The 20724-nt window shown below is 68.7% G+C and carries 32 protein-coding genes; 1 reads left to right on the forward strand and 31 read right to left on the reverse strand.

Annotated elements, in window-relative coordinates:
* Nucleotides 1–3058 (forward strand): glycosyltransferase family A protein (locus AB0O07_RS24505; protein WP_365636714.1); only part of this gene is annotated, 3058 nt, incomplete at its 5' end.
* On the opposite strand, the gene truA is transcribed toward AB0O07_RS24505, so the two are convergent.
* From truA to rpsJ, 31 genes are all read right to left on the reverse strand, one after another.
* A complete protein-coding gene (gene truA / locus AB0O07_RS24510; RefSeq protein WP_365636837.1) occupies nucleotides 3055–3885 on the reverse strand; it encodes a tRNA pseudouridine(38-40) synthase TruA in 831 nt (276 codons plus the stop codon). The two genes, AB0O07_RS24505 and truA, sit on opposite strands and share 4 nt — an antisense overlap.
* A gap of 203 nt (nucleotides 3886–4088) precedes the next feature.
* On the reverse strand, nucleotides 4089–4616 hold the full coding sequence (gene rplQ, locus AB0O07_RS24515) for a 50S ribosomal protein L17 (protein WP_365636716.1): 528 nt from the start codon (nucleotides 4614–4616) through the stop codon (nucleotides 4089–4091).
* Between the two features lie 98 nt (nucleotides 4617–4714).
* Nucleotides 4715–5737: a DNA-directed RNA polymerase subunit alpha gene (locus tag AB0O07_RS24520; protein ID WP_003956430.1), complete on the reverse strand. Its 1023-nt coding sequence runs from the start codon at nucleotides 5735–5737 to the stop codon at nucleotides 4715–4717.
* A 131-nt stretch (nucleotides 5738–5868) separates the two neighbouring features.
* On the reverse strand, nucleotides 5869–6273 hold the full coding sequence (gene rpsK / locus AB0O07_RS24525) for a 30S ribosomal protein S11 (protein ID WP_003956432.1): 405 nt from the start codon (nucleotides 6271–6273) through the stop codon (nucleotides 5869–5871).
* A gap of 66 nt (nucleotides 6274–6339) precedes the next feature.
* Nucleotides 6340–6720 (reverse strand): 30S ribosomal protein S13, encoded by a 381-nt coding sequence (gene rpsM / locus AB0O07_RS24530; RefSeq protein WP_365636718.1) that lies wholly within the window; start codon nucleotides 6718–6720, stop codon nucleotides 6340–6342.
* 210 nt (nucleotides 6721–6930) lie between these two features.
* On the reverse strand, nucleotides 6931–7044 hold the full coding sequence (gene rpmJ / locus AB0O07_RS24535) for a 50S ribosomal protein L36 (RefSeq protein WP_003956441.1): 114 nt from the start codon (nucleotides 7042–7044) through the stop codon (nucleotides 6931–6933).
* 55 nt (nucleotides 7045–7099) lie between these two features.
* Complete coding sequence (infA, locus tag AB0O07_RS24540; RefSeq protein WP_003956442.1) at nucleotides 7100–7321, reverse strand: translation initiation factor IF-1; 222 nt, start codon at nucleotides 7319–7321, stop codon at nucleotides 7100–7102.
* A gap of 185 nt (nucleotides 7322–7506) precedes the next feature.
* Complete coding sequence (gene map, locus AB0O07_RS24545) at nucleotides 7507–8346, reverse strand: type I methionyl aminopeptidase (protein ID WP_365636720.1); 840 nt, start codon at nucleotides 8344–8346, stop codon at nucleotides 7507–7509.
* Nucleotides 8347–8515: 169 nt separating this feature from the next.
* Entirely contained in the window at nucleotides 8516–9178 is a 663-nt protein-coding gene (locus AB0O07_RS24550; RefSeq protein WP_365636723.1) for an adenylate kinase, read from the reverse strand.
* On the reverse strand, nucleotides 9178–10497 hold the full coding sequence (gene secY, locus AB0O07_RS24555) for a preprotein translocase subunit SecY (RefSeq protein WP_365636725.1): 1320 nt from the start codon (nucleotides 10495–10497) through the stop codon (nucleotides 9178–9180). The genes AB0O07_RS24550 and secY overlap by 1 nt, the downstream gene beginning before the upstream one ends.
* Before the next feature lie 235 nt (nucleotides 10498–10732).
* Nucleotides 10733–11191 carry a 50S ribosomal protein L15 gene (gene rplO, locus AB0O07_RS24560; protein ID WP_365636728.1) on the reverse strand — a complete coding sequence of 153 codons (459 nt, stop codon included), beginning with the start codon at nucleotides 11189–11191 and terminating at the stop codon, nucleotides 10733–10735.
* Nucleotide 11192: 1 nt separating this feature from the next.
* On the reverse strand, nucleotides 11193–11375 hold the full coding sequence (rpmD, locus tag AB0O07_RS24565) for a 50S ribosomal protein L30 (RefSeq protein ID WP_041985698.1): 183 nt from the start codon (nucleotides 11373–11375) through the stop codon (nucleotides 11193–11195).
* Nucleotides 11375–11977 carry a 30S ribosomal protein S5 gene (gene rpsE / locus AB0O07_RS24570; protein ID WP_365636731.1) on the reverse strand — a complete coding sequence of 201 codons (603 nt, stop codon included), beginning with the start codon at nucleotides 11975–11977 and terminating at the stop codon, nucleotides 11375–11377. Before rpsE ends, rpmD begins: the two co-directional genes overlap by 1 nt.
* 46 nt (nucleotides 11978–12023) lie before the next feature.
* On the reverse strand, nucleotides 12024–12407 hold the full coding sequence (rplR, locus tag AB0O07_RS24575; protein ID WP_365636734.1) for a 50S ribosomal protein L18: 384 nt from the start codon (nucleotides 12405–12407) through the stop codon (nucleotides 12024–12026).
* A gap of 3 nt (nucleotides 12408–12410) precedes the next feature.
* Nucleotides 12411–12950 (reverse strand): 50S ribosomal protein L6, encoded by a 540-nt coding sequence (rplF, locus tag AB0O07_RS24580; protein WP_365636737.1) that lies wholly within the window; start codon nucleotides 12948–12950, stop codon nucleotides 12411–12413.
* Between the two features lie 21 nt (nucleotides 12951–12971).
* Nucleotides 12972–13370 carry a 30S ribosomal protein S8 gene (gene rpsH / locus AB0O07_RS24585; RefSeq protein WP_365636739.1) on the reverse strand — a complete coding sequence of 133 codons (399 nt, stop codon included), beginning with the start codon at nucleotides 13368–13370 and terminating at the stop codon, nucleotides 12972–12974.
* A gap of 221 nt (nucleotides 13371–13591) precedes the next feature.
* Nucleotides 13592–13777 (reverse strand): type Z 30S ribosomal protein S14, encoded by a 186-nt coding sequence (locus AB0O07_RS24590; RefSeq protein ID WP_003948630.1) that lies wholly within the window; start codon nucleotides 13775–13777, stop codon nucleotides 13592–13594.
* Nucleotides 13778–13779: 2 nt separating this feature from the next.
* Nucleotides 13780–14340: a 50S ribosomal protein L5 gene (gene rplE / locus AB0O07_RS24595; protein WP_030351443.1), complete on the reverse strand. Its 561-nt coding sequence runs from the start codon at nucleotides 14338–14340 to the stop codon at nucleotides 13780–13782.
* Entirely contained in the window at nucleotides 14340–14663 is a 324-nt protein-coding gene (rplX, locus tag AB0O07_RS24600) for a 50S ribosomal protein L24 (RefSeq protein WP_046504642.1), read from the reverse strand. The genes rplE and rplX overlap by 1 nt, the downstream gene beginning before the upstream one ends.
* A 2-nt stretch (nucleotides 14664–14665) precedes the next feature.
* Nucleotides 14666–15034, reverse strand: a complete 369-nt coding sequence (gene rplN / locus AB0O07_RS24605; protein WP_003974257.1) for a 50S ribosomal protein L14 — start codon at nucleotides 15032–15034, stop codon at nucleotides 14666–14668.
* Between the two features lie 119 nt (nucleotides 15035–15153).
* The gene (gene rpsQ / locus AB0O07_RS24610; protein WP_365636742.1) at nucleotides 15154–15444 is read right to left on the reverse strand and encodes a 30S ribosomal protein S17; all 291 of its coding nucleotides are present in this window, start codon (nucleotides 15442–15444) and stop codon (nucleotides 15154–15156) included.
* Entirely contained in the window at nucleotides 15444–15668 is a 225-nt protein-coding gene (gene rpmC / locus AB0O07_RS24615; protein ID WP_365636744.1) for a 50S ribosomal protein L29, read from the reverse strand. Before rpmC ends, rpsQ begins: the two co-directional genes overlap by 1 nt.
* A complete protein-coding gene (rplP, locus tag AB0O07_RS24620; protein WP_073220207.1) occupies nucleotides 15668–16087 on the reverse strand; it encodes a 50S ribosomal protein L16 in 420 nt (139 codons plus the stop codon). The genes rpmC and rplP overlap by 1 nt, the downstream gene beginning before the upstream one ends.
* Nucleotides 16088–16092: 5 nt before the next feature.
* Entirely contained in the window at nucleotides 16093–16944 is an 852-nt protein-coding gene (gene rpsC, locus AB0O07_RS24625) for a 30S ribosomal protein S3 (protein ID WP_365636746.1), read from the reverse strand.
* The gene (gene rplV / locus AB0O07_RS24630; protein WP_004571827.1) at nucleotides 16944–17291 is read right to left on the reverse strand and encodes a 50S ribosomal protein L22; all 348 of its coding nucleotides are present in this window, start codon (nucleotides 17289–17291) and stop codon (nucleotides 16944–16946) included. The genes rpsC and rplV overlap by 1 nt, the downstream gene beginning before the upstream one ends.
* Nucleotides 17292–17332: 41 nt before the next feature.
* Nucleotides 17333–17614, reverse strand: coding sequence for a 30S ribosomal protein S19 (gene rpsS, locus AB0O07_RS24635; RefSeq protein WP_283853425.1), 282 nt, complete (start codon nucleotides 17612–17614; stop codon nucleotides 17333–17335).
* Between the two features lie 12 nt (nucleotides 17615–17626).
* Nucleotides 17627–18463, reverse strand: a complete 837-nt coding sequence (gene rplB, locus AB0O07_RS24640; protein ID WP_129770859.1) for a 50S ribosomal protein L2 — start codon at nucleotides 18461–18463, stop codon at nucleotides 17627–17629.
* A gap of 50 nt (nucleotides 18464–18513) precedes the next feature.
* A complete protein-coding gene (gene rplW / locus AB0O07_RS24645) occupies nucleotides 18514–18831 on the reverse strand; it encodes a 50S ribosomal protein L23 (RefSeq protein ID WP_365636751.1) in 318 nt (105 codons plus the stop codon).
* The gene (gene rplD / locus AB0O07_RS24650) at nucleotides 18831–19481 is read right to left on the reverse strand and encodes a 50S ribosomal protein L4 (RefSeq protein WP_365636753.1); all 651 of its coding nucleotides are present in this window, start codon (nucleotides 19479–19481) and stop codon (nucleotides 18831–18833) included. The genes rplW and rplD overlap by 1 nt, the downstream gene beginning before the upstream one ends.
* Before the next feature lie 8 nt (nucleotides 19482–19489).
* Nucleotides 19490–20134 (reverse strand): 50S ribosomal protein L3, encoded by a 645-nt coding sequence (gene rplC, locus AB0O07_RS24655; protein WP_365636756.1) that lies wholly within the window; start codon nucleotides 20132–20134, stop codon nucleotides 19490–19492.
* A 14-nt stretch (nucleotides 20135–20148) separates the two neighbouring features.
* Complete coding sequence (rpsJ, locus tag AB0O07_RS24660) at nucleotides 20149–20457, reverse strand: 30S ribosomal protein S10 (protein ID WP_003948644.1); 309 nt, start codon at nucleotides 20455–20457, stop codon at nucleotides 20149–20151.
* Nucleotides 20458–20724: the final 267 nt, after the last annotated feature.

The following is a 20724-nucleotide window of genomic DNA, read 5'->3' on the forward strand; positions in this document are numbered from 1 at the left end:
GGGCGCGACAGGTACGGCGGGCGTCAAGGTCACCGTGGTGGTGCCGACGTACAACTCGGGGCCGCACATCGAGCCCCTGGTGGCCTCGCTGCTCGCGCAGAGCCTGCCGCCGGACGCCTTCGAGGTCCTCTTCGTCGACGACGGCTCGACCGACGCCACCCCGGCCCGCCTCGCCGCACTCGCCGCCGCGCACCGCCACTTCCGTACCGTCCGCATCCCCAACTCCGGCTGGCCAGGACGCCCCCGCAACGTCGGGGTGGCCCAGGCCAGGGGCGCGTACGTGCAGTTCGTGGACCACGACGACCGGCTGGCGCCCGAGGCGCTGGAGCGGCTGTACGCGATGGCCGAGCGGAACGGCTCCGACATCGTCATCGGCAAGGTCGCGAGCAACTTCCGCGCGCGGGGCGTCCCGAACGCGTTGATAAGCCGTACGCGCGAGTCCTGCACGCTCTGGAACGCCCCGCTGATCGACAGCCTCACCCCGCACAAGATGTTCCGCACCGCGTTCCTGCGCGAGCACGGCATCGTCCACCCCGAGGGCCCGTGGATCCTGGAGGACCAGCTCTTCATGGTCCGCGCCTACCTCAAGGCGTCCGTCGTCTCCGTCCTCGGGGAGTACGTCTGCTACGCCTACTGGGCCCGCGAGGACACCGCGAACGCCGGGACCTCGGCGGTCGACCCCCGCGCCTTCTACGGCAACCTCCGCGAGATCCTCGCCACCGTCGTCGCCGGTACCGAGCCGGGCCCCGCCCGCGACCGGCTGCTGCGCCGCTTCTACCGGGTCGAGCTGCTGCACCGGCTCGGGGTGCCCCCCACGGGGATGCCGAGCGACCCGCCCTTCCTGGCCGACCCGTTCGAGGCCGTACGGGAGGTGGCCGAGGAGTTCATGACGGAGGGCGCGTACGCGGGGCTGCCGGTGCTGCACCGGGTCCGCGCTGCCCTGCTGCGGGCCGGCCGCCCCGCCGAGCTGACGGAGTTCACCCGGCGCCAGGCGGAGCTGCGCGCGCTCTGCGCGGTGGACGCGACGCACTGGCGACGGGGGCGCCTCCGGGTGGAGTTCACCGCCCGCTTCGAGGAACACCCGGGCGGCCCCGGGCTGTTGCTGGCGCGCCGGGGGACCCGGTACTTCCTGGCGCCCGCGCTGACGGACGGGGTGACCCCCGAACCGGTCGAAGTGACCGAAGCCCTGCGGACGTTCACAGCGGACGTACTGCTCCGGCACACCGACAGCGCCCATGTGTGGCCGGTGGAGCGGACCACGGCCCTGACCCTGGAGGAGGTCCCCGGGGAGGTCCCGGGCACGGCACCGGACACGGCACCGGGCGCGCCCCCGGACGACGGAACGGATACGGATACGGTCCTGGTCCGCCCGGTCGTACGCGGCACCGCCACCGTGGACCCCTCGCGCACCGCCGGCGGCCGGCCGCTGGACGACGGCGTCTGGGAGGTACGGATCCGGCTCACCGGCGCCGGCTTCGACCGCCACGCCCCCGCGCTCACCCCGGAGGGCGCCCCGCTGACCGTACGCCGGACCGATGTGCCGCCCCCGGACCCGGCCACGCCGAAGGTCAGCGTGGTCGTACGGACGGGGGGCGCCCGGCCCGGAGCCGTGGCGGAGACGCTCGCCTCCCTCACCCGGCAGACCCTCCCCGCGAGCGAGTTCGAGGCCGTCGAGGCCCCGGACCGGGACACCGGACTCGCCTCGGCGACCGGCGCGTACGTCCTCTTCCTGGAGCCCGGCACCCGGCTCGCCCCCGAGGCGCTGGCGCGGATGTACGCGTACGGCATGGAGCACGACGCGGACATCGTCGCCGGGAAACCCGCCGCCCAAGGCCGCCCCGTACCGCGTGAACTCTTCGTACGGGACCGGCCGCGCGCCACCCTCGCCAGGGACCCGCTCGCCGACAGCCTCGGCGCCGACAAGCTCTTCGACCGGGCGTTCCTCACCGCGCACGGGCTCCGCTTCGGGGACGGTACGGCGTGCGGGGCGCGCGCGGGCGGCCGGGAGGCGCTGGCCGAGCAGGCGTTCACGGCGGAGGCGACGCTCCGGGCGGGGCGCACCGCCGTCCTCGGCTCGTACGTCTGCTGCCACTACCCCCCGGACGACGGCCCCCCGCCGCTGCCCGCCCTCTTCTACCCGGCGCTGCGCGCGCTGATGGCCCGGGTCGACGCGCTGACCGGTCCGGGCCCGGTCCGCGACCGGCTGCACCGGCGCTGGCTGCGGCTGGAGATCCTGGACCGGCTGACGGGGCGCGCGCTGCTGGACCTGACCTCGGCGGACCGGGGCGCCCTGTTCACGGCGGCCCGCGCGGTGGTACGGAACGGGGTCTCCCCCACCGCGGTCCCCGGGCTCCCCGCCGTGCGCCGGGTCGCGGTCGGCCTGATCGCCGACGGCCGCCAGGACGACCTGGTGACCCTGGCCCACTGGGAGACCTCGCTGCGCTGCCGCCCCCGCCTGGACGCCCTGACCCGGGGCCCCGACGGCGGGCTCGGGCTCGCGTTCACAGCCCGTCTGGAGGCCGATACGGGGCCCCTGGGGGTGACGGGGCCGGGACCGGGGTGCCCGGACGGGCCCGCGCTCGCCCCTACGGGGGTCCCCGAGGCCCTGAAGGACCGCTTCGCGCGCGAGGCGCTGACCGGCGCCGCGCACCCCGGCCGGGCCTCGGCCGTCCTCGTCCTGCGGGCCCGCGAGGGCGGTACGGAGCATCTGCTGCCCACGGAGACCACCGTCCCGGCGTCCGGGTCCACCACGGCCCTGACACTGAGCGGCACCGCCGCCCTCCCGGCGCCGGCGGGCCTGGCGGACGGGGTCTGGGACGTCTCGGTACGGCTGACGGCGCTCGGCTGGACGAGGACCGCCCGGCTGGGTGGCCATCGCGCCGCCACCGTGGCCCTGCCGCCGTCCCGGGCCGCCGGGATCACCCCGTACTGGACCACCCCGAGCGGCGACCTGTCGCTCCGGGTCACCACCCCGCCGCCCGGCCCCCGCCGTGCCCTCCTGGGCCGGGTGCGCCGCGCGGTCCGCCGCCTGCGCCGCTCAGCGGGGCGGAAGCCCTAGCACCCCGCGCAACCGCCGCCCAGCGTCCGCTTGTTGCGGGCCTGGCGGTTGCGGGCGGCCAGGAGGTCGTCGGCCGGGTAGCCGACCTCCTCCAGGGTGAGCCCGTGCGGCCGTACGACATGCACCGCCGAATCGCGGACCCCCGCCGCCAGGACCTTCGCGGGCCACTCCACCGGGCGGTGCCCGTCGCCCACGAAGAGCAGCGCGCCCACCAGCGAGCGCACCATGTTGTGGCAGAACGCGTCGGCCCGGACGGTCGCCGTGACGACCCCGCTCGCGTCCCGCACCCACTCCAGCTTCTGGAGGGTACGGATGGTCGTCGCGCCCTCGCGCCGCTTGCAGTACGCCGCGAAGTCGTGCTCGCCGAGCAGCCCCGCCGACGCCGCGTTCATCGCCGCCACGTCCAACGGCCAGTCGTGCCAGAGCACATGGCCGCGCAGCAGCGGGTCGACGCCGCCGGGATGGTCGGTGACCCGGTACGCGTACCGCCGCCAGACCGCCGAGAACCGGGCGTTGAACCCGTACGGGGCCTCCGTCGCGCTCCAGACCCGTACATCGTGCGGCAGGCGCCCCGCGAGGCGCCGTACCAGCCGCTCCCGGTGCTCCGCCCAGAGTTCGGCCGGCAGGTCCACATGGGCCACCTGGCCGCGCGCGTGGACACCGGCGTCGGTGCGGCCCGCCACGGTCAGGTCGTAGGTGACGGAGGAGCGCGTCACCGTACGGAGCGCGTCCTCGATCTCGCCCTGCACCGTCCGCCGGGTGCGCTGCCGGGCCCAGCCGGAGAAGTCCTTGCCGTCGTAGCTCAGATCGAGCCGGACCCGTACCAGCCCGGCGGCCGGCCCCTCGCCCGGCTCGACCTGCCCGGCGGTGTTCTCGGCGGTGTTCCCGGTGGTGTTCTCGGTGGTGTCCTCGCTCACCCGCGCCTGCTCCCGTTCCTCGTAGAACTCGTATCACTCGCGCCAAGCGGAACGGGCCCGCCCCCGGTGAGGGAGCGGACCCGTTCGTGCGACCCGACGCGGCCTGGCAGGACTCAGGCGTCCTTGCCCTCGGCGTCGTCCTTCTTCGCCTCGGCGTCGGCCTCGGCCGCCGGCTTGGCGTCCTCGACGGCCTCGGCCGGAGCCTCGTCCTTCTTGAGGGCGTCTTCCTTGACCGCGCGCTTCGTCGCGGCCTCGGCCTCACCGGTGGCCTCCTGCGCCACGGTCAGCGCCTCGACCAGCTCGATGACCGCCATCGGGGCGTTGTCGCCACGACGGTTGCCGATCTTGGTGATACGGGTGTAACCACCGGGGCGGTTCTCGTACCGCGGGGCGATCTCGGTGAAGAGCGTGTGGACGACGCTCTTGTCCGTGATCGACCGCAGCACCAGGCGACGGTTGTGGATATCGCCCTTCTTCGCCTTGGTGATGAAGCGCTCCGCGACCGGACGGAGGCGGCGGGCCTTGGCCTCGGTCGTGGTGATGCGGCCGTGCTCGAAGAGCGACTTCGCGAGGTTCGCGAGGAGCAGCTTCTCGTGCGCGGCGCTGCCGCCCAGACGGGCACCCTTGGTGGGCTGCGGCATGTTCTGTCTCCTTGGGTCTGCACCGGCCGTATCAGGTACCGGTGTCAGTTCCCGTGAGGCGGTCGCCCCACGGAAGTGTGATCAGCGAGCGGTTCCGCTCAGTACTGCTCGGTCTCCACGAACCCGGCGTCCGCGTCGTCGTCGGCGCCGAAGGCGTCAGCGGCGGCGGTCGGGTCGAATCCGGGCGGGCTGTCCTTGAGCGCGAGGCCCATGCCGGCCAGCTTCGCCTTGACCTCGTCGATCGACTTGGCGCCGAAGTTGCGGATGTCGAGCAGGTCCGCCTCGGAGCGGGCCACCAGCTCGCCCACCGAGTGGATGCCCTCGCGCTTGAGGCAGTTGTACGACCGTACGGTCAGCTCCAGCTCCTCGATCGGCAGCGCGAGATCGGCGGCGAGCGCGGCGTCCGTGGGCGAGGGGCCCATGTCGATGCCCTCGGCGTCGATGTTCAGCTCGCGGGCGAGGCCGAAGAGCTCGACCAGCGTCTTGCCGGCGGACGCCATGGCGTCGCGCGGCCGCATGGCCTGCTTGGTCTCGACGTCGACGATCAGCTTGTCGAAGTCGGTGCGCTGCTCGACACGGGTCGCCTCGACCTTGTACGTGACCTTGAGCACCGGCGAGTAGATGGAGTCGACCGGGATCCGGCCGATCTCCTGGCCGACCTGCTTGTTCTGGACGGCGGAGACATAGCCGCGACCGCGCTCGACGGTCAGCTCCATCTCCAGCTTGCCCTTGCCGTTCAGCGTGGCGAGGACCAGGTCCGGGTTGTGCACCTCGACACCGGCCGGCGGGGCGATGTCCGCCGCCGTGACCAGGCCGGGGCCCTGCTTGCGCAGGTACATCACGACCGGCTCGTCGTGCTCGGAGGAGACGACGAGCTGCTTGATGTTGAGGATGAGGTCGGTGACGTCCTCCTTGACGCCCGGCACGGTGGTGAACTCGTGCAGGACCCCGTCGATCCGGATGCTGGTGACGGCGGCACCGGGGATCGAGGAGAGGAGCGTACGGCGGAGGGAGTTGCCGAGGGTGTAGCCGAAGCCCGGCTCCAGCGGCTCGATCACGAACCGGGAGCGGTATTCGTCGACGACCTCTTCGGTCAACGAGGGGCGCTGAGCAATCAGCATGGTGCGATCCTTCAGTTGGGGACGCCCGCTATTTGACGTCCGTCAATACTCACAAGGGTACGGGCGGTACGGCGCTTCCGTGCCGTACCGCCCATATCCACGTCAACCACAGATGCGTAACGCACCTGAGGTCAGACGCGCCTCCGCTTCGGGGGACGGCAGCCGTTGTGCGGGGTGGGGGTGACGTCCTGGATCGAGCCCACCTCCAGGCCGGTGGCCTGGAGCGAGCGGATCGCGGTCTCACGGCCGGAGCCGGGACCCTTGACGAAGACGTCGACCTTGCGCATGCCGTGCTCCTGCGCGCGGCGGGCGGCCGACTCGGCGGCCATCTGCGCGGCGAAGGGGGTGGACTTGCGCGAGCCCTTAAAGCCGACGTGGCCGGCGGAGGCCCAGGAGATCACGTTGCCCGAGGGGTCCGTGATCGAGACGATCGTGTTGTTGAACGTGCTCTTGATGTGGGCGTGCCCGTGAGCGACGTTCTTCTTTTCCTTGCGGCGCACCTTCTTGGCAGCGCCCTGACGACCCTTGGGGGGCATCTATCTCTCCTACGGGGAGGTGGTCGGTCCTACAGCGAAGACCGCTGGTGAGCGTCCGGCTGAGGACTACTTCTTGCCCGGCTTCTTCTTACCGGCGATGGCGCGACGCGGGCCCTTGCGGGTACGGGCGTTCGTGCTGGTGCGCTGGCCGTGCACCGGCAGGCCACGGCGGTGACGCAGACCCTGGTAGCAGCCGATCTCGACCTTGCGGCGGATGTCGGCGGCGATCTCGCGACGGAGGTCACCCTCGGTCTTGAGGTTGGCGTCGACGTACTCGCGGATCTTGACGAGGTCTTCCTCGGCGAGGTCGCGGACGCGGACGTTGGGGTCGACGCCGGTGGCGGCGAGGGTCTCCTTGGACCGGGTGCGCCCGATACCGAAGACGTAGGTGAGGGCGACCTCGACGCGCTTGTCGCGCGGGAGGTCAACGCCTGCGAGGCGTGCCATTCATGGCTCCTGATGGTGTCGGAGGTCTACCGCAGTGTCTGCCCCGGCTGCCGTACGGCCGTACGTCGTACGGTCGTCCCGTACGGTCCGGGTCTCCGGCCTCCGCCGGAGGTGTCGGTCCCCTGTGACGGATCGGCGGGGAGCCGGACACTGCGCGTCATTACGTTGTGCTCGCGTCGCGCGAAGTACTGCGAGGTGCGGGGTCGTGCGTCAGCCCTGGCGCTGCTTGTGGCGCAGGTTGTCGCAGATGACCATGACCCGGCCGTGACGGCGGATCACCTTGCACTTGTCGCAGATCTTCTTGACGCTCGGCTTGACCTTCATGGGATTGAGGTTCTCCGGGTCAGTGCGGGCGCCCCGTGAAGGGCGTCCACAAGATCTACTTGTATCGGTAGACGATCCGGCCACGCGTCAGGTCGTACGGAGAGAGCTCCACGACGACCCGGTCATCGGGCAGGATCCGGATGTAGTGCATCCGCATCTTGCCGCTGATGTGCGCGAGGACCTTGTGACCGTTCTGCAGCTCCACCTTGAACATGGCGTTCGGGAGGGACTCGATCACGGTGCCCTCGATTTCGATGGCACCTTGCTTCTTGGCCACGCTTCGCCCTTCGAATCGGCTACCTTGATCGATTCTGGCCGACCGCATGCGGACACACGGGTACACCAGAGCCGACGCGTCAGTCTACGGGAGCGCACTCGAAAAGACGAATCCGCTTAGTTTGCCCATCGCCGAAGATTTTTAAGCCAGCGGGGCCCACGACAGGGGCCGCCGCCCGGGGGGGCTCAGGACGCCAGCGGGTCCGGCGCCGCGGTGACGCCCAGCTCGGCGAGCTTGGCCCGGCCGCAGTCCGGGGCGGTGAGGACCAGGGGGCCCTCCTCGGTCACCGCGACCGAGTGCTCCCAGTGCGAGGACCAGGTGGCATCGGTGGTGACGACGGTCCACTCGTCGGCCAGCACCTCGGTACGGGGGGTGCCGAGCGAGACCATCGGCTCGATGGCGAGGCAGAAGCCGGGGACCAGCTTGGGGCCCTTGCCGCGCTTGCGGGTGACGTAGTTCAGCAGATGGGGGTCCATGTGCATCTGGGAGCCGATGCCGTGGCCGCCGTACTCCTCGATGATCCCGTACTTGCCGCCGCCGGGGCGGGGCTGGCGGCGGATGTACGTCTCGATGGCGCGGGAGATGTCGACCAGCCGGTTGCCCTGCCTCATCGCCGCGATCCCGGCCCACATCGACTCCTCGGTCACCCGGGAGAGCTCGACCAGCTCCGGAGCGTGACCGGTGCCCACGAAGGCGGTGAAGGCGGCGTCGCCGTGCCAGCCGTCGATGATGGCACCGGCGTCGATGGAGATGATGTCGCCGTCCTTGAGGACGGTGACGTCGTCGGGGATGCCGTGGACGACGACCTCGTTGACCGAGGTGCAGATGGTCGCGGGGAAGCCGCCGTACCCGAGGAAGTTCGGCTTGGCGCCGTGGTCGGCGAGGACCTTGCGGGCGACCTGGTCGAGATCGCGGGTGGTGGCCCCGGGCACCGCGGCCTCCGCGGTGGCCGCGTGCACGGCGGCGACGACCAGCCCCGCCTCGCGCATCTTCGCGATCTGCTGGGGGGTCTTGATCTCCACCATGCGTATGCCTTCCACCTGACTGCTCAGAGAATCGTTCCACCGGGCCGGGGCGCCCAGGGGGGATGTGTGCCTGTTCAACAGTACGGCCGTGGTGCCCCCCTGGGACACCACGGCCGTACTGATACCGCTGCGTACTGCTGCGGGCGGGCCCGCGACGCCTTACGACGCCTTACGACGCCTTCTGCTCGCGTCCCAGCGCCGCCATCGCGCGCTCGGTCACCTCGGTGACCTTGCCGAGCGCGGAGATCGTCACGACCAGGCCCTGGGCCCGGTAGTGGTCGATGATCGGCTCGGTCTGCGTGTGGTAGACCTCCAGCCGGGTCCGTACCGTCTCCTCGGAGTCGTCGTCCCGCTGGTACAGCTTGCCGCCGCAGATGTCGCAGACACCCTCCTGCTTCGGCGGGCTGTACGTCACATGGAAGACATGCGCGCTGTCGTTGCGGCAGATGCGCCGGCCGGCGATCCGCTTCACGACCTCGTCCTCGGGGACCTCCAGGTCCAGCACCGCGTCCAGCTCCACGCCGTCCACCTTCAGCGCCGTGTCGAGCGCCTTGGCCTGCGACACGTTGCGCGGGAAACCGTCCAGCAGGAAACCGTTCTCCGCGTCGGCCTGGTTCATCCGGTCCTGCGCCATCGCGATGGTGACCTCGTCGGGTACGAGATTCCCGGCGTCCATGTACGCCTTCGCCTGTTTCCCGAGGTCGGTGCCCTGGCTGATGTTGGCGCGGAACAGGTCGCCCGTGGAGATGTGCGGAACCGACAGGTTCTTGGCAAGGTACGCGGCCTGCGTTCCCTTGCCGGCACCGGGAGGTCCGACGAGGACGATTCGCATCAGCGGAGGAACCCTTCGTAATTGCGCTGCTGAAGCTGGCTCTCGATCTGCTTGACGGTCTCCAGGCCCACACCCACGATGATCAGGATGCTCGTCCCGCCGAACGGGAAGTTCTGGTTGGCACCGCCGAAGCTCGCCAACGCCATCGTCGGTACGAGAGCGATCAGCCCCAGGTACAGCGAGCCCGGCCAAGTGATCCGGTTGAGCACGTAGCTCAGATACTCGGCCGTGGGGCGGCCAGCCCGGATACCCGGGATGAACCCACCATACTTCTTCATGTTGTCGGCGACTTCTTCGGGGTTGAACGAGATCGCCACGTAGAAGAAGGCGAAGAACACGATCAACAGGAAGTACGTGACGATGTAGTAGGGGTGGTCGCCCTTGACGAAGTGAGCCTGGATCCAGGTCTTCCACGCCGAGTCCCCGCTGGAGAACTGCGCGACCAGAGCCGGGATGTAGAGCAGCGACGACGCGAAGATGACGGGGATCACACCGGCCTGATTGACCTTCAGCGGGATGTACGTGGACGTACCCCCGTAGGACCGGCGGCCGATCATGCGCTTCGCGTACTGCACGGGGATCCGGCGCTGGGCCTGCTCGACGAAGACGACGAGGCCGACCATCACGAAGCCGATGAGGATCACCGTGCCGAACTCGATCCAGCCGTCGGCGAGCGTGCCGCTCTGCCTGATGGCCCAGAGCGCGCCGGGGAAGCCGGCGGCGATCGAGATGAACATGAGGATGGACATGCCGTTGCCGATACCGCGGTCGGTGATCAGCTCACCGAGCCACATGACGGCGGCGGTACCGGCGGTCAGGGTGATCACCATGACCACCGTGGTGAAGATGGAGCGGTCCGGGATGATCTCCGTGGCGACCGGGCAGCCGCTGAACAGCGAGCCGCTGCGGGCGGCGGCGACGATGCCGGTGCCCTGGAGCACCGCCAGGGCGATCGTCAGATAGCGGGTGTACTGGGTGATCTTCGCCTGGCCGGACTGCCCCTCCTTCTTGAGGGCCTCCAGCCGGGGGATCACCACGGTCAGGAGCTGAAGAATGATGCTCGCGGTGATGTACGGCATGATGCCGAGCGCGAAGATCGTAATCTGTAGCAGCGCCCCGCCGCTGAACATGTTCACCAGGCCGAACAGGCTGTTGTTGCCCTTCTGGGCCGCGTCGACACAGATCTGGACATTCGCGTAGCTGACCCCGGGCGCGGGGATGTGCGCCCCGAGCCGGTACAGCACGATGATGCCGAGCGTGAAGAGCAGCTTCTTGCGCAGGTCGGGCGTCTTGAACGCCCGGGCGAACGCGGTGAGCACGGTGCCTCCTGCGACCCCCGCGCTACTGCGTCAGAGGTGACGGTATTGAGGATCGACGGATACGGAACGAGCGGACCCCGGGGCAGGTTCCCCGGGACCGGGGAGCGAGCCCCCGGCTTCATACAGCAACAATGCACGCCACCTTACCGGCGACTGTGCCCGCCTTGGAACGACCAACCGGGGATGCCTCTTGGAAGAGGCATCCCCGGTCGGATGTTCAGGCCATCGAGTTGTCTCAGACAAGCTCGGTGACGGTGCCGCCGGCGGCGGCGATCTTCTCCTTGGCGGAGCCGGAGACGGCATCGACCGACACCTGCAGCGCCACGGTGATCTCGCCCTGGCCCAGGACCTTGACGAGGCTGTTCTTGCGCACCGCGCCCTTGGCGACCAGATCGGCCACCGTGACCTCGCCACCCTCGGGGTAGAGGGCGGAGAGCTTCTCCAGGTTCACGACCTGGTACTCGGTGCGGAACGGGTTCTTGAAGCCCTTGAGCTTCGGGAGACGCATGTGGAGGGGCATCTGCCCACCCTCGAAGCGCTCCGGAACCTGGTAACGGGCCTTGGTGCCCTTGGTACCACGACCAGCGGTCTTACCCTTGGACGCCTCACCACGACCCACCCGGGTCTTGGCGGTCTTGGCGCCGGGGGCAGGACGGAGGTCGTGAGCCTTCAGCGGCTTGCTGTTCTCCGCCATGTCAGTCGACCTCCTCGACCGTCACGAGGTGCCGCACGGTGTTGGCCATGCCGCGGAACTCGGGACGGTCCTCCTTGACCACCACGTCGTTCAGGCGCTTGAGCCCGAGCGAACGGAGGGTGTCGCGGTGGTTCTGCTTGCTACCGATGTACGACTTCGTCTGCGTGATCTTGAGACGGGCCATCACACACCCGCCCCAGCACGCGCACGGAGCAGAGCGGCCGGGGCGACGTCCTCAAGGGGCAGACCGCGGCGGGCCGCGATCTCCTCGGGACGCTGGAGGCCCTGGAGGGCCGCCACCGTCGCGTGCACGATGTTGATCGCGTTGTCCGAGCCGAGCGACTTCGACAGGATGTCGTGGACGCCCGCGCACTCCAGCACGGCACGCACCGGGCCACCGGCGATGACGCCGGTACCGGGGGAAGCCGGCTTGAGCAGGACGACGCCCGCGGCCTTCTCGCCCTGGATCGGGTGCGGGATGGTGCCCTGGATACGGGGGACCTTGAAGAAGTGCTTCTTGGCCTCCTCCACACCCTTGGCGATGGCGGCCGGCACCTCCTTGGCCTTGCCGTAACCGACACCCACGGTGCCGTCACCGTCGCCCACCACGACCAGCGCGGTGAAGCTGAAGCGACGACCACCCTTCACAACCTTGGCGACACGGTTGATCGCGACGACACGCTCGACGTAAGCGGTCTTCTCGGCGGCAGCGCCACCGTCGCGACCCTTCCGGTCCCGCCGCTCGCCGCCACCGGCACCGCTTCCGCGGCGCTGGGGTCCAGCCATTGGATTTACCTCTCTCTGTTACGTCCGTTGGTCCCGGAACCGGGAGCTAGAACTTCAGCCCGGCTTCGCGGGCGGCGTCAGCCAGAGCGGCAATGCGCCCGGCGTACCTGTTGCCACCACGGTCGAACACGACGGCCTCGACACCGACGGCCTTGGCGCGCTCGGCGACCAGGGCCCCGACCTTCTGGGCCTGGGCGCTCTTGTCGCCCTCGCCGCCGCGGATCGAGGTGTCCAGGGTCGACGCGGACGCGAGCGTGTGGCCCGCGATGTCGTCGATGACCTGGGCGACGATGTTGCGGTTGGAGCGCGTCACGACGAGGCGCGGACGCTCCGGCGTACCGGAGACGTTCTTGCGCACGCGGATGTGGCGGCGCTTGATGGCGGCGCGCTTGTACGCGTCGCCCTTGGCGATCTTCACACCGTATGCCATGGCTTACTTGCCCGCCTTTCCGACCTTGCGGCGGATGACCTCGCCCGCGTACTTGACACCCTTGGCCTTGTACGGGTCGGGCTTCCGCAGCTTGCGGATGTTAGCGGCGACCTCGCCGACCTTCTGCTTGTCGATGCCCTCGACACTGAACTTCGTGGGCGACTCGACCTTGAAGGTGATGCCCTCGGGGGCCTCGATGAGGATCGGGTGGCTGTAGCCCAGGGCGAACTCCAGGTTGGAGCCCTTCGCCTGGACGCGGTAACCGACACCGCTGATTTCGAGCGCCTTGATGTATCCCTGGGTCACACCGGTGATCATGTTCGCCACCAGCGTGCGGGACAGGCCGTGCAGGGCCTTGTTCTGACGCTCGTCGTTCGGGCGCAGCACCCGCAGGGTGCCGTCCTCGCCCTTGGTGACCTCGATCGGCGCGGCGACGGTGTGCGTGAGGGTCCCCTTGGGGCCCTTCACCGCGACCGTGCGGCCCTCGATGGTGACGTCCACACCGGCGGGAACCTGGATGGGGAGCTTGCCGATTCGCGACATGAGCTTTTCCTCCGTTCCCGACTACCAGACGTAGGCGAGGACTTCCCCACCTACGCCCTTCTTGCCTGCCTGCTGGCCGGTCAGGAGACCGTGGGACGTGGAGATGATCGCCACGCCGAGGCCGCCGAGAACCTTGGGCAGGTTGGTGGACTTCGCGTACACGCGCAGACCCGGCTTGGAGATGCGCTTGATGCCGGCGATCGAACGCTCGCGGTTCGGGCCGAACTTCAGGTCCAGGACGAGGTTCTTGCCGACCTCGGCGTCCTCGACCTTCCAGCCGGTGATGAAGCCCTCCTGCTGGAGGATCTCAGCGATGTGCGACTTGATCTTGCTGTGCGGCATCACCACTTGGTCGTGGTACGCCGAGTTCGCGTTGCGCAGACGCGTGAGCATGTCTGCGATGGGATCAGTCATGGTCATGAATTGGCCTTCGGCCTCTCTCGCCGGGGTTTCCTGTATGCGCCATCCCTCTCCCCGGTCAGAGCCGGGACGGGTGCGGTGCGGGGACCTACGGCGTAGTAAGTCAGTCATGGACGGCGGGCGCCCAACCCCACAAGCCTACGGCATGTGGGAGAGGGCTCCCGCCAACCAAATTGCTTACCGAGAGCGTCCGGTAGTCGCTGTACCGAGAGGTACGGGGACTACCAGGAGCTCTTGGTCACGCCCGGCAGCTCACCGCGGTGGGCCATCTCACGAAGGCACACACGGCAGAGGCCGAACTTGCGGTAGACGGAGTGGGGCCGGCCGCAGCGCTGGCAGCGGGTGTAACCGCGTACACCGAACTTCGGCTTGCGGGCGGCCTTAGCGATCAGAGCCTTCTTCGCCACGGTCAGTTCTCCTTGAACGGGAAGCCGAGGTGACGAAGGAGGGCACGACCCTCGTCGTCGTTGGTCGCCGTGGTCACCACGGTGATGTCCATGCCCCGGACCCGGTCGATCTTGTCCTGGTCGATCTCGTGGAACATGACCTGCTCCGTGAGACCGAAGGTGTAGTTGCCACGGCCGTCGAACTGCTTGGGCGACAGGCCGCGGAAGTCACGGATACGCGGCAGCGCGAGCGACAGCGTACGGTCCAGGAACTCCCACATGCGGTCACCGCGGAGGGTGACGTGGCAGCCGATCGGCTGCCCCTCGCGCAGCTTGAACTGCGCGATCGACTTGCGGGCCTTGGTGACGGACGGCTTCTGGCCGGTGATCGTGGTGAGGTCCTTGATGGCGCCCTCGATCAGCTTGGAGTCGCGGGCGGCGTCGCCCACACCCATGTTGACCACGATCTTGACGAGGCCGGGGATCTGCATGACGTTCTCGTACGAGAACTCCTCACGCAGCTTGCCGGCGATCTCCTCGCGGTAGCGCAGCTTCAGACGCGGCGCGGTGGTGGTCGCAGTCATCAGATGTCCTCACCGGTCCGCTTGGCAACGCGGATCTTGTTGCCCTCGTCGTCAAAGCGGTAGCCGACGCGGGTGACGACCTTCTTGCCGTCCTTCTCCACGACGAGCTGAACGTTGCTCACGTGGATGGGGGCCTCGGTGGTCACGATGCCACCGGTCTGCGAACCGCGAGCCGTCTGGCCGGCCTTGGTGTGCTTCTTGACCCGGTTGACACCCTCGACGAGAACACGGTCCTGGCGGGGGTAGGCCACGATGACCTTGCCCTGCTTGCCCTTGTCCTTGCCGGTGATGACCTGAACCAGGTCGCCCTTCTTGATCTTCATGCTTACAGCACCTCCGGCGCGAGCGAGATGATCTTCATGAACTTCTTCTCGCGCAGCTCACGGCCGACCGGGCCGAAGATACGGGTGCCACGAGGGTCGCCGTCGTTCTTCAGAATGACGGCGGCGTTCTCGTCGAAGCGGATGTACGAGCCGTCCGGACGGCGGCGCTCCTTGACGGTGCGAACGATGACCGCCTTGACGACGTCACCCTTCTTCACGTTGCCACCGGGGATCGCGTCCTTGACGGTGGCGACGATGACGTCACCGATGCCCGCGTAGCGGCGACCCGAACCACCGAGAACACGGATGGTGAGAATTTCCTTCGCACCCGTGTTGTCGGCGACGCGCAGTCGCGACTCCTGCTGGATCACGTCTATCTCCTGATCGTCTGCCGGTTCCCCGGGGGCCGCTCATCCGTGGATGCGCGGCCCCCGGAGCCTGGCGGAACTGTTCCGAGCGGAGACCCGCTCGGAGGGGGGACCTACTGGTGTTACTTGGCCTTCTCGAGGATCTCGACGATCCGCCACCGCTTGGTGGCGGAGAGCGGCCGGGTCTCCATCAGGAGGACGCGGTCGCCGACGCCGGCGGCGTTCTGCTCGTCGTGGGCCTTGAGCTTGTTCGTACGGCGGATGACCTTGCCGTACAGGGCGTGCTTGACGCGGTCCTCGACAGCGACGACGACGGTCTTGTCCATCTTGTCGCTGACGACCAGGCCCTCGCGGGTCTTGCGGAAGCCGCGGTCGGTCGTGGCGTTGGTCTCGGTCACGTTGTTCTCAGTCATCAGGCGTTCTCCACCGTCTCGATGCCCAGCTCGCGCTCACGCATCAGGGTGTAGATCCGCGCGATGTCCTTGCGCACGAGCTTGAGCCGCCCGTGGTTTTCGAGCTGGCCGGTCGCCGCCTGGAAGCGGAGGTTGAACAGCTCTTCCTTGGCCTCGCGGAGCTTGGCGACAAGCTCCTCGTTGCCCAGCTCGCGCAGTTCGGACGCCTTGGTCACGGCCGCCATCACGCCTCACCTGCCTCGCGCCGAACGATCCGGCACTTCATCGGAAGCTTGTGAGCAGCGCGGGTAAGCGCCTCACGCGCAATCTTCTCGTTCGGGTAGGACAGCTCGAACATCACCCGGCCGGGCTTGACGTTGGCGATCCACCACTCGGGGGAACCCTTACCGGAACCCATGCGGGTCTCGGCCGGCTTCTTGGTGAGCGGACGGTCCGGGTAGATGTTGATCCAGACCTTGCCGCCACGCTTGATGTGACGGGTCATGGCGATACGAGCGGACTCGATCTGCCGGTTCGTCACGTACGCGGGCGTCAGCGCCTGGATGCCGTACTCGCCGAAAGCGACCTGCGTGCCGCCCTTGGACATGCCGCTGCGCTTGGGGTGGTGCTGCTTGCGGTGCTTGACCCTACGGGGGATCAGCATGTCGGTCAGGCCTCCGTTCCGCCGGTAGAAGAGGTCGTCGCCTCGGCGGCGGGAGCGGCGGTGGCGTCGGCCTTGGGGGCCTCGGCCGCCGGAGCGCCCTGCTGCGGCTTGCGGCCACGTCCGCCACGCTCGCCACCGCGGCCACCACGGCCGGCCGGACGGTCGCTGCCGCCACCACGGGCGGGACGGTTGCCGGCGCGCGCCGCGGCGTTCTCGGCGCGGACCTCGGCGATGTTCTTGACGTCGCCCTTGTAGATCCAGACCTTCACACCGATACGGCCGAAGGTCGTCTTGGCCTCGAAGAAGCCGTAGTCCACGTTGGCGCGGAGCGTGTGCAGGGGCACCCGGCCCTCGCGGTAGAACTCCGAGCGGGACATCTCGGCGCCGCCGAGGCGGCCACCGCACTGGATCTTGATGCCCTTGGCGCCGGCCTTCATCGTCGACTGCATGCTCTTGCGCATGGCGCGACGGAAGGAGACACGCGAGGAGAGCTGCTCGGCCACGGCCTGGGCCACGAGCTGAGCGTCCACCTCGGGGTTCTTGACCTCAAGGATGTTGAGCTGGACCTGCTTGCCGGTCAGCTTCTCCAGCTCGCCGCGGATGCGGTCGGCCTCGGCGCCGCGGCGGCCGATGACGATGCCCGGACGCGCGGTGTGGATGTCCACGCGGACGCGGTCGCGGGTGCGCTCGATCTCCACCTTGGAGATGCCGGCCCGCTCCATGCCCTTCGTCATCATGCGACGAATGGCGACGTCTTCCTTGACGTAGTCCTTGTACAGCTTGTCGGCGTACCAGCGGGACTTGAAGTCCGTGGTGATGCCGAGCCGGAACCCATGCGGGTTAACCTTCTGGCCCATTACCGGGTTCCTTCCTTGCTGCTGACGACCACGGTGATGTGGCTGGTCCGCTTACGGATCCGGTAGGCACGGCCCTGGGCGCGCGGCCGGAACCGCTTCAGGGTCGGGCCCTCGTCGACGTACGCCTCGCTGATGACCAGCGAGGAGGCGTCGGTGTGGTCGTAGTTGTGCGCGGCGTTGGCGATGGCGCTGTCCAGCACCTTGCCGACGGGCACGCTCGCGGCCTGCGGGGCGAAGCGCAGGACCGCCTGAGCCTCCGTGGCATCCATGCCACGGATGAGGTCCACCACGCGGCGGGCCTTCATGGGCGTGACGCGGATGTACCGCGCCTGGGCCCTGGCTTCCATGGTTGTCCCTTCGGTGTAAGTCATGAGTCAGTCACCCCGCGTCAGCGGCGCTTCGACTTCCGGTCGTCCTTGACGTGGCCGCGGAAGGTGCGAGTCGGCGAGAACTCGCCGAGCTTGTGGCCGACCATCGACTCGGTGACGAACACCGGGACGTGGATCTTGCCGTTGTGCACCGCGATCGTGTGGCCCAGCATGGCCGGGACGATCATCGAGCGACGGGACCAGGTCTTGATGACGTTCTTGGTGCCTGCTTCGTTCTGGGCGTCCACCTTCTTGATGAGGTGTCCGTCGACGAAGGGCCCCTTCTTGAGACTGCGCGGCATCTAAACCCGCTCCTAGCGCTTCTTGTTCGTCTTGCGGCGGCGGACGATGTACTTGCTGCTGGCCTTCTTCGGCGAGCGCGTACGTCCTTCCTTCTGACCCCACGGGCTGACCGGGTGGCGACCACCGGAGGTCTTGCCCTCACCACCACCGTGCGGGTGGTCGACCGGGTTCATCGCGACACCGCGGACGGTCGGGCGGACGCCCTTCCAGCGCATACGGCCGGCCTTGCCCCAGTTGATGTTCGACTGCTCGGCGTTGCCGACCTCGCCGATGGTGGCGCGGCAGCGGACGTCGACCAGGCGGATCTCACCGGACGGCATGCGCAGGTGGGCCATGGAGCCCTCCTTCGCCAGGAGCTGCACGGAGGCACCCGCGGAGCGGGCGAACTTCGCGCCGCCGCCGGGCCGCAGCTCGATGGCGTGGATGGTCGTACCGACCGGGATGTTGCGCAGCGCCAGGTTGTTGCCGGGCTTGATGTCGGCGGCCGGGCCGTTCTCGACACGGGCGCCCTGCGCCAGGCCACGGGGGGCGATGATGTAGCGCTTCTCGCCGTCCGCGTAGTGGAGCAGCGCGATGCGCGCGGTGCGGTTCGGGTCGTACTCGATGTGCGCGACCTTGGCGGGCACGCCGTCCTTGTCGTGCCGACGGAAGTCGATCACACGGTAGGCGCGCTTGTGGCCACCACCCTGGTGGCGAACGGTCACACGACCGGCGTTGTTACGGCCGCCCTTGCTGTGCAGCGGGCGGACCAGCGACTTCTCCGGCGTGGACCGCGTGATCTCGACAAAGTCGGCGACGCTGGAGCCACGACGGCCCGGGGTCGTCGGCTTGTACTTGCGGATACCCATTGTCTCTCAGTCCTCGGAAGAATTCCGGATCCTGGACGTCTCGACCTCCGTCAGGAGGTCGGTCCGCCGAAGATGTCGATACGGTCGCCCTCAGCGAGGGTCACGATGGCGCGCTTGGTGTTGGCGCGCTTACCGAAACCGGTGCGGGTGCGCTTGCGCTTGCCCTGGCGGTTGATCGTGTTGACCCCGGAGACCTTGACCGAGAAGACCGCTTCCACGGCCTGCTTGATCTGGGTCTTGTTGGCGTGGGGCGCCACGATGAACGTGTACTTGTTCTCGTCGAGGAGCGCGTAGCTCTTCTCGGAGACCACGGGCTTCACCAGGATGTCGCGCGGGTCCGTGAAGGTCTTGCTGGTGATCTCGGACATCAGGCTTCGTCCCCTTCGTTGTTGTCGGCCTTGGGGCCAGACACGAAGGACTCGAAGGCGGCCTGGGTGAAGACCACGTCGTCGGAGACGATCACGTCGTACGTGTTGAGCTGGCCCGGCGCCAGGATGTGCACCTGGGGCAGGTTGCGGGCGGAGAGCCACGCGGCCTCGTCGGAGCTCTCGACGACCAGGAGCAGGTTCTTGCGCTCCGAGATCTTGCCGAACAGCGTCTTCGCGGCCTTGGTGGAGACCGTTCCGTCCACGACGCCGGAGACGACGTGGATACGGGAGTGACGGGCCCGGTCGGTGAGGGCACCGCGGAGGGCGGCGGCCTTCATCTTCTTCGGGGTCCGCTGCGAGTAGTCACGCGGCACGGGGCCGTGGACGACGCCACCACCGGCGAACTGCGGGGCGCGGGTCGAGCCCTGGCGGGCGCGTCCGGTGCCCTTCTGGCGGTACGGCTTCTTGCCGCCACCACGGACTTCACCGCGGGTCTTGGTCTTGTGCGTGCCCTGGCGGGCAGCCGCGAGCTGGGCGACAACGACCTGGTGGATCAGCGGGATGCTGACCTTGGCGTCGAAGATCTCCGCGGGGAGTTCGACGGTCCCGGCCTTGTCGCCTGCCGGCGAAAGGATGTCAACGGTGCTCATCAGTTACCTCAGGCCCCCTTGGCCGCGGTACGGACCAGGACGAGGCCGCCGTTCGGACCAGGGACCGCGCCCTTGATGAGGAGCAGGCCCTTCTCCGCGTCAACGGCGTGAACGGTCAGGTTCTGGGTGGTGACCCGCTCGTTGCCCATGCGGCCCGCCATGCGGAGGCCCTTGAACACACGGCCCGGGGTGGCGCAGCCACCGATGGAGCCGGGAGAGCGGTGCTTGCGCTGGGTGCCGTGACCGGCGCCGAGGCCCTTGAAGTTGTGACGCTTCATGACACCGGCGAAGCCCTTGCCCTTGCTCTTGCCCGTGACGTCGACCTTGACGCCGGACTCGAACGCGGCGGCGGTGATCTCCTGGCCGAGCGTGTACTCGCTCGCGTCGGAGGTCCGCAGCTCCACCAGGTGGCGGCGGGGGGTCACGTCGGCCTTGGCGAAGTGGCCCTTGAGGGGCTTGTTCACCTTGCGCGGGTCGATCTCGCCGAAGGCGATCTGGACCGACTCGTAGCCGTCGGAGTCGTTCGTACGGACCTGGGTAACGACGCAGGGTCCGGCCTTGACCACGGTCACCGGGACGACACGGTTGTTCTCGTCCCAGACCTGGGTCATGCCGAGCTTCTCGCCCAGGACACCCTTGATCTGCTTAGCCATCTCTTCCGCGCCTCTCAGAGCTTGATCTCGATGTCGACGCCGGCCGGAAGGTCCAGGCGCATCAACGAGTCAACGGTCTTGGGCGTCGGGTCGAGGATGTCGATCAGGCGCTTGTGCGTGCGCATCTCGAAGTGCTCGCGCGAGTCCTTGTACTTGTGCGGCGACTTGATGACGCAGTACACGTTCTTCTCAGTGGGCAGCGGCACCGGGCCCGCGACCGACGCACCAGTACGGGTCACCGTCTCGACGATCTTCTTCGCCGAGGAGTCGATGACCTCGTGGTCGTAGGCCTTGAGCCGGATGCGGATCTTCTGTCCCGCCATGGCTGCTTCGTAGTCCTGTCTCTCGTAACGCTCTGGGACCCGGTGGTTCCGGGCCCTCCGCCGACCCACGCGGTCGGGCGTGTCGCGCCCCCGTCGCAAACGGGTTCCACAAGGGAATCCCTGTCCGGGGGTGCGGACCCGACATCCGCGAGCCGGGGAGAACCGCGAGGACCTCGCGTTCCGCCACCGGGAGCCTGGCCGGCGCCCCGCTGACACTTCCCGGAAGATTCCCGTACGTCCGGCCCCAGCGCTGCCCCGTAAGGCAGT

The organism is Streptomyces sp. NPDC093085 (assembly GCF_040683935.1).
Classification (GTDB): domain Bacteria; phylum Actinomycetota; class Actinomycetes; order Streptomycetales; family Streptomycetaceae; genus Streptomyces.

Bases quoted from the DNA above. Each gene is read 5' to 3' on its own strand.
- rplP (WP_073220207.1), bottom strand. From the start codon at position 16,087: ATGCTGATCCCCCGTAGGGTCAAGCACCGCAAGCAGCACCACCCCAAG.
- rpsC (WP_365636746.1), bottom strand. From the start codon at position 16,944: ATGGGCCAGAAGGTTAACCCGCATGGGTTCCGGCTCGGCATCACCACG.
- rpmD (WP_041985698.1), bottom strand. From the start codon at position 11,375: ATGGCCCGTCTCAAGATCACGCAGACGAAGTCGTACATCGGTAGCAAG.
- rpsJ (WP_003948644.1), bottom strand. From the start codon at position 20,457: ATGGCGGGACAGAAGATCCGCATCCGGCTCAAGGCCTACGACCACGAG.
- rplR (WP_365636734.1), bottom strand. From the start codon at position 12,407: ATGGCATACGGTGTGAAGATCGCCAAGGGCGACGCGTACAAGCGCGCC.
- rplW (WP_365636751.1), bottom strand. From the start codon at position 18,831: ATGTCCGAGATCACCAGCAAGACCTTCACGGACCCGCGCGACATCCTG.
- rplV (WP_004571827.1), bottom strand. From the start codon at position 17,291: ATGGAAGCCAGGGCCCAGGCGCGGTACATCCGCGTCACGCCCATGAAG.
- rpsM (WP_365636718.1), bottom strand. From the start codon at position 6,720: ATGGCACGCCTCGCAGGCGTTGACCTCCCGCGCGACAAGCGCGTCGAG.
- map (WP_365636720.1), bottom strand. From the start codon at position 8,346: ATGGTGGAGATCAAGACCCCCCAGCAGATCGCGAAGATGCGCGAGGCG.
- rplF (WP_365636737.1), bottom strand. From the start codon at position 12,950: ATGTCGCGAATCGGCAAGCTCCCCATCCAGGTTCCCGCCGGTGTGGAC.
- rpsE (WP_365636731.1), bottom strand. From the start codon at position 11,977: ATGGCTGGACCCCAGCGCCGCGGAAGCGGTGCCGGTGGCGGCGAGCGG.
- rplB (WP_129770859.1), bottom strand. From the start codon at position 18,463: ATGGGTATCCGCAAGTACAAGCCGACGACCCCGGGCCGTCGTGGCTCC.
- AB0O07_RS24520 (WP_003956430.1), bottom strand. From the start codon at position 5,737: ATGCTGATTGCTCAGCGCCCCTCGTTGACCGAAGAGGTCGTCGACGAA.
- rpsK (WP_003956432.1), bottom strand. From the start codon at position 6,273: ATGCCCCCCAAGGGTCGTCAGGGCGCTGCCAAGAAGGTGCGCCGCAAG.
- rplE (WP_030351443.1), bottom strand. From the start codon at position 14,340: ATGACTGCGACCACCACCGCGCCGCGTCTGAAGCTGCGCTACCGCGAG.
- rpsQ (WP_365636742.1), bottom strand. From the start codon at position 15,444: ATGACTGAGAACAACGTGACCGAGACCAACGCCACGACCGACCGCGGC.
- rpmJ (WP_003956441.1), bottom strand. From the start codon at position 7,044: ATGAAGGTCAAGCCGAGCGTCAAGAAGATCTGCGACAAGTGCAAGGTG.
- rpmC (WP_365636744.1), bottom strand. From the start codon at position 15,668: ATGGCGGCCGTGACCAAGGCGTCCGAACTGCGCGAGCTGGGCAACGAG.
- rpsS (WP_283853425.1), bottom strand. From the start codon at position 17,614: ATGCCGCGCAGTCTCAAGAAGGGGCCCTTCGTCGACGGACACCTCATC.
- rplD (WP_365636753.1), bottom strand. From the start codon at position 19,481: ATGAGCACCGTTGACATCCTTTCGCCGGCAGGCGACAAGGCCGGGACC.
- rplO (WP_365636728.1), bottom strand. From the start codon at position 11,191: ATGGCGGAGAACAGCAAGCCGCTGAAGGCTCACGACCTCCGTCCTGCC.
- rplC (WP_365636756.1), bottom strand. From the start codon at position 20,134: ATGGCTAAGCAGATCAAGGGTGTCCTGGGCGAGAAGCTCGGCATGACC.
- rpsH (WP_365636739.1), bottom strand. From the start codon at position 13,370: ATGACCATGACTGATCCCATCGCAGACATGCTCACGCGTCTGCGCAAC.
- rplQ (WP_365636716.1), bottom strand. From the start codon at position 4,616: ATGCCGCAGCCCACCAAGGGTGCCCGTCTGGGCGGCAGCGCCGCGCAC.
- rplX (WP_046504642.1), bottom strand. From the start codon at position 14,663: ATGAAGATCAAGAAGGGCGACCTGGTTCAGGTCATCACCGGCAAGGAC.
- AB0O07_RS24550 (WP_365636723.1), bottom strand. From the start codon at position 9,178: ATGCGAATCGTCCTCGTCGGACCTCCCGGTGCCGGCAAGGGAACGCAG.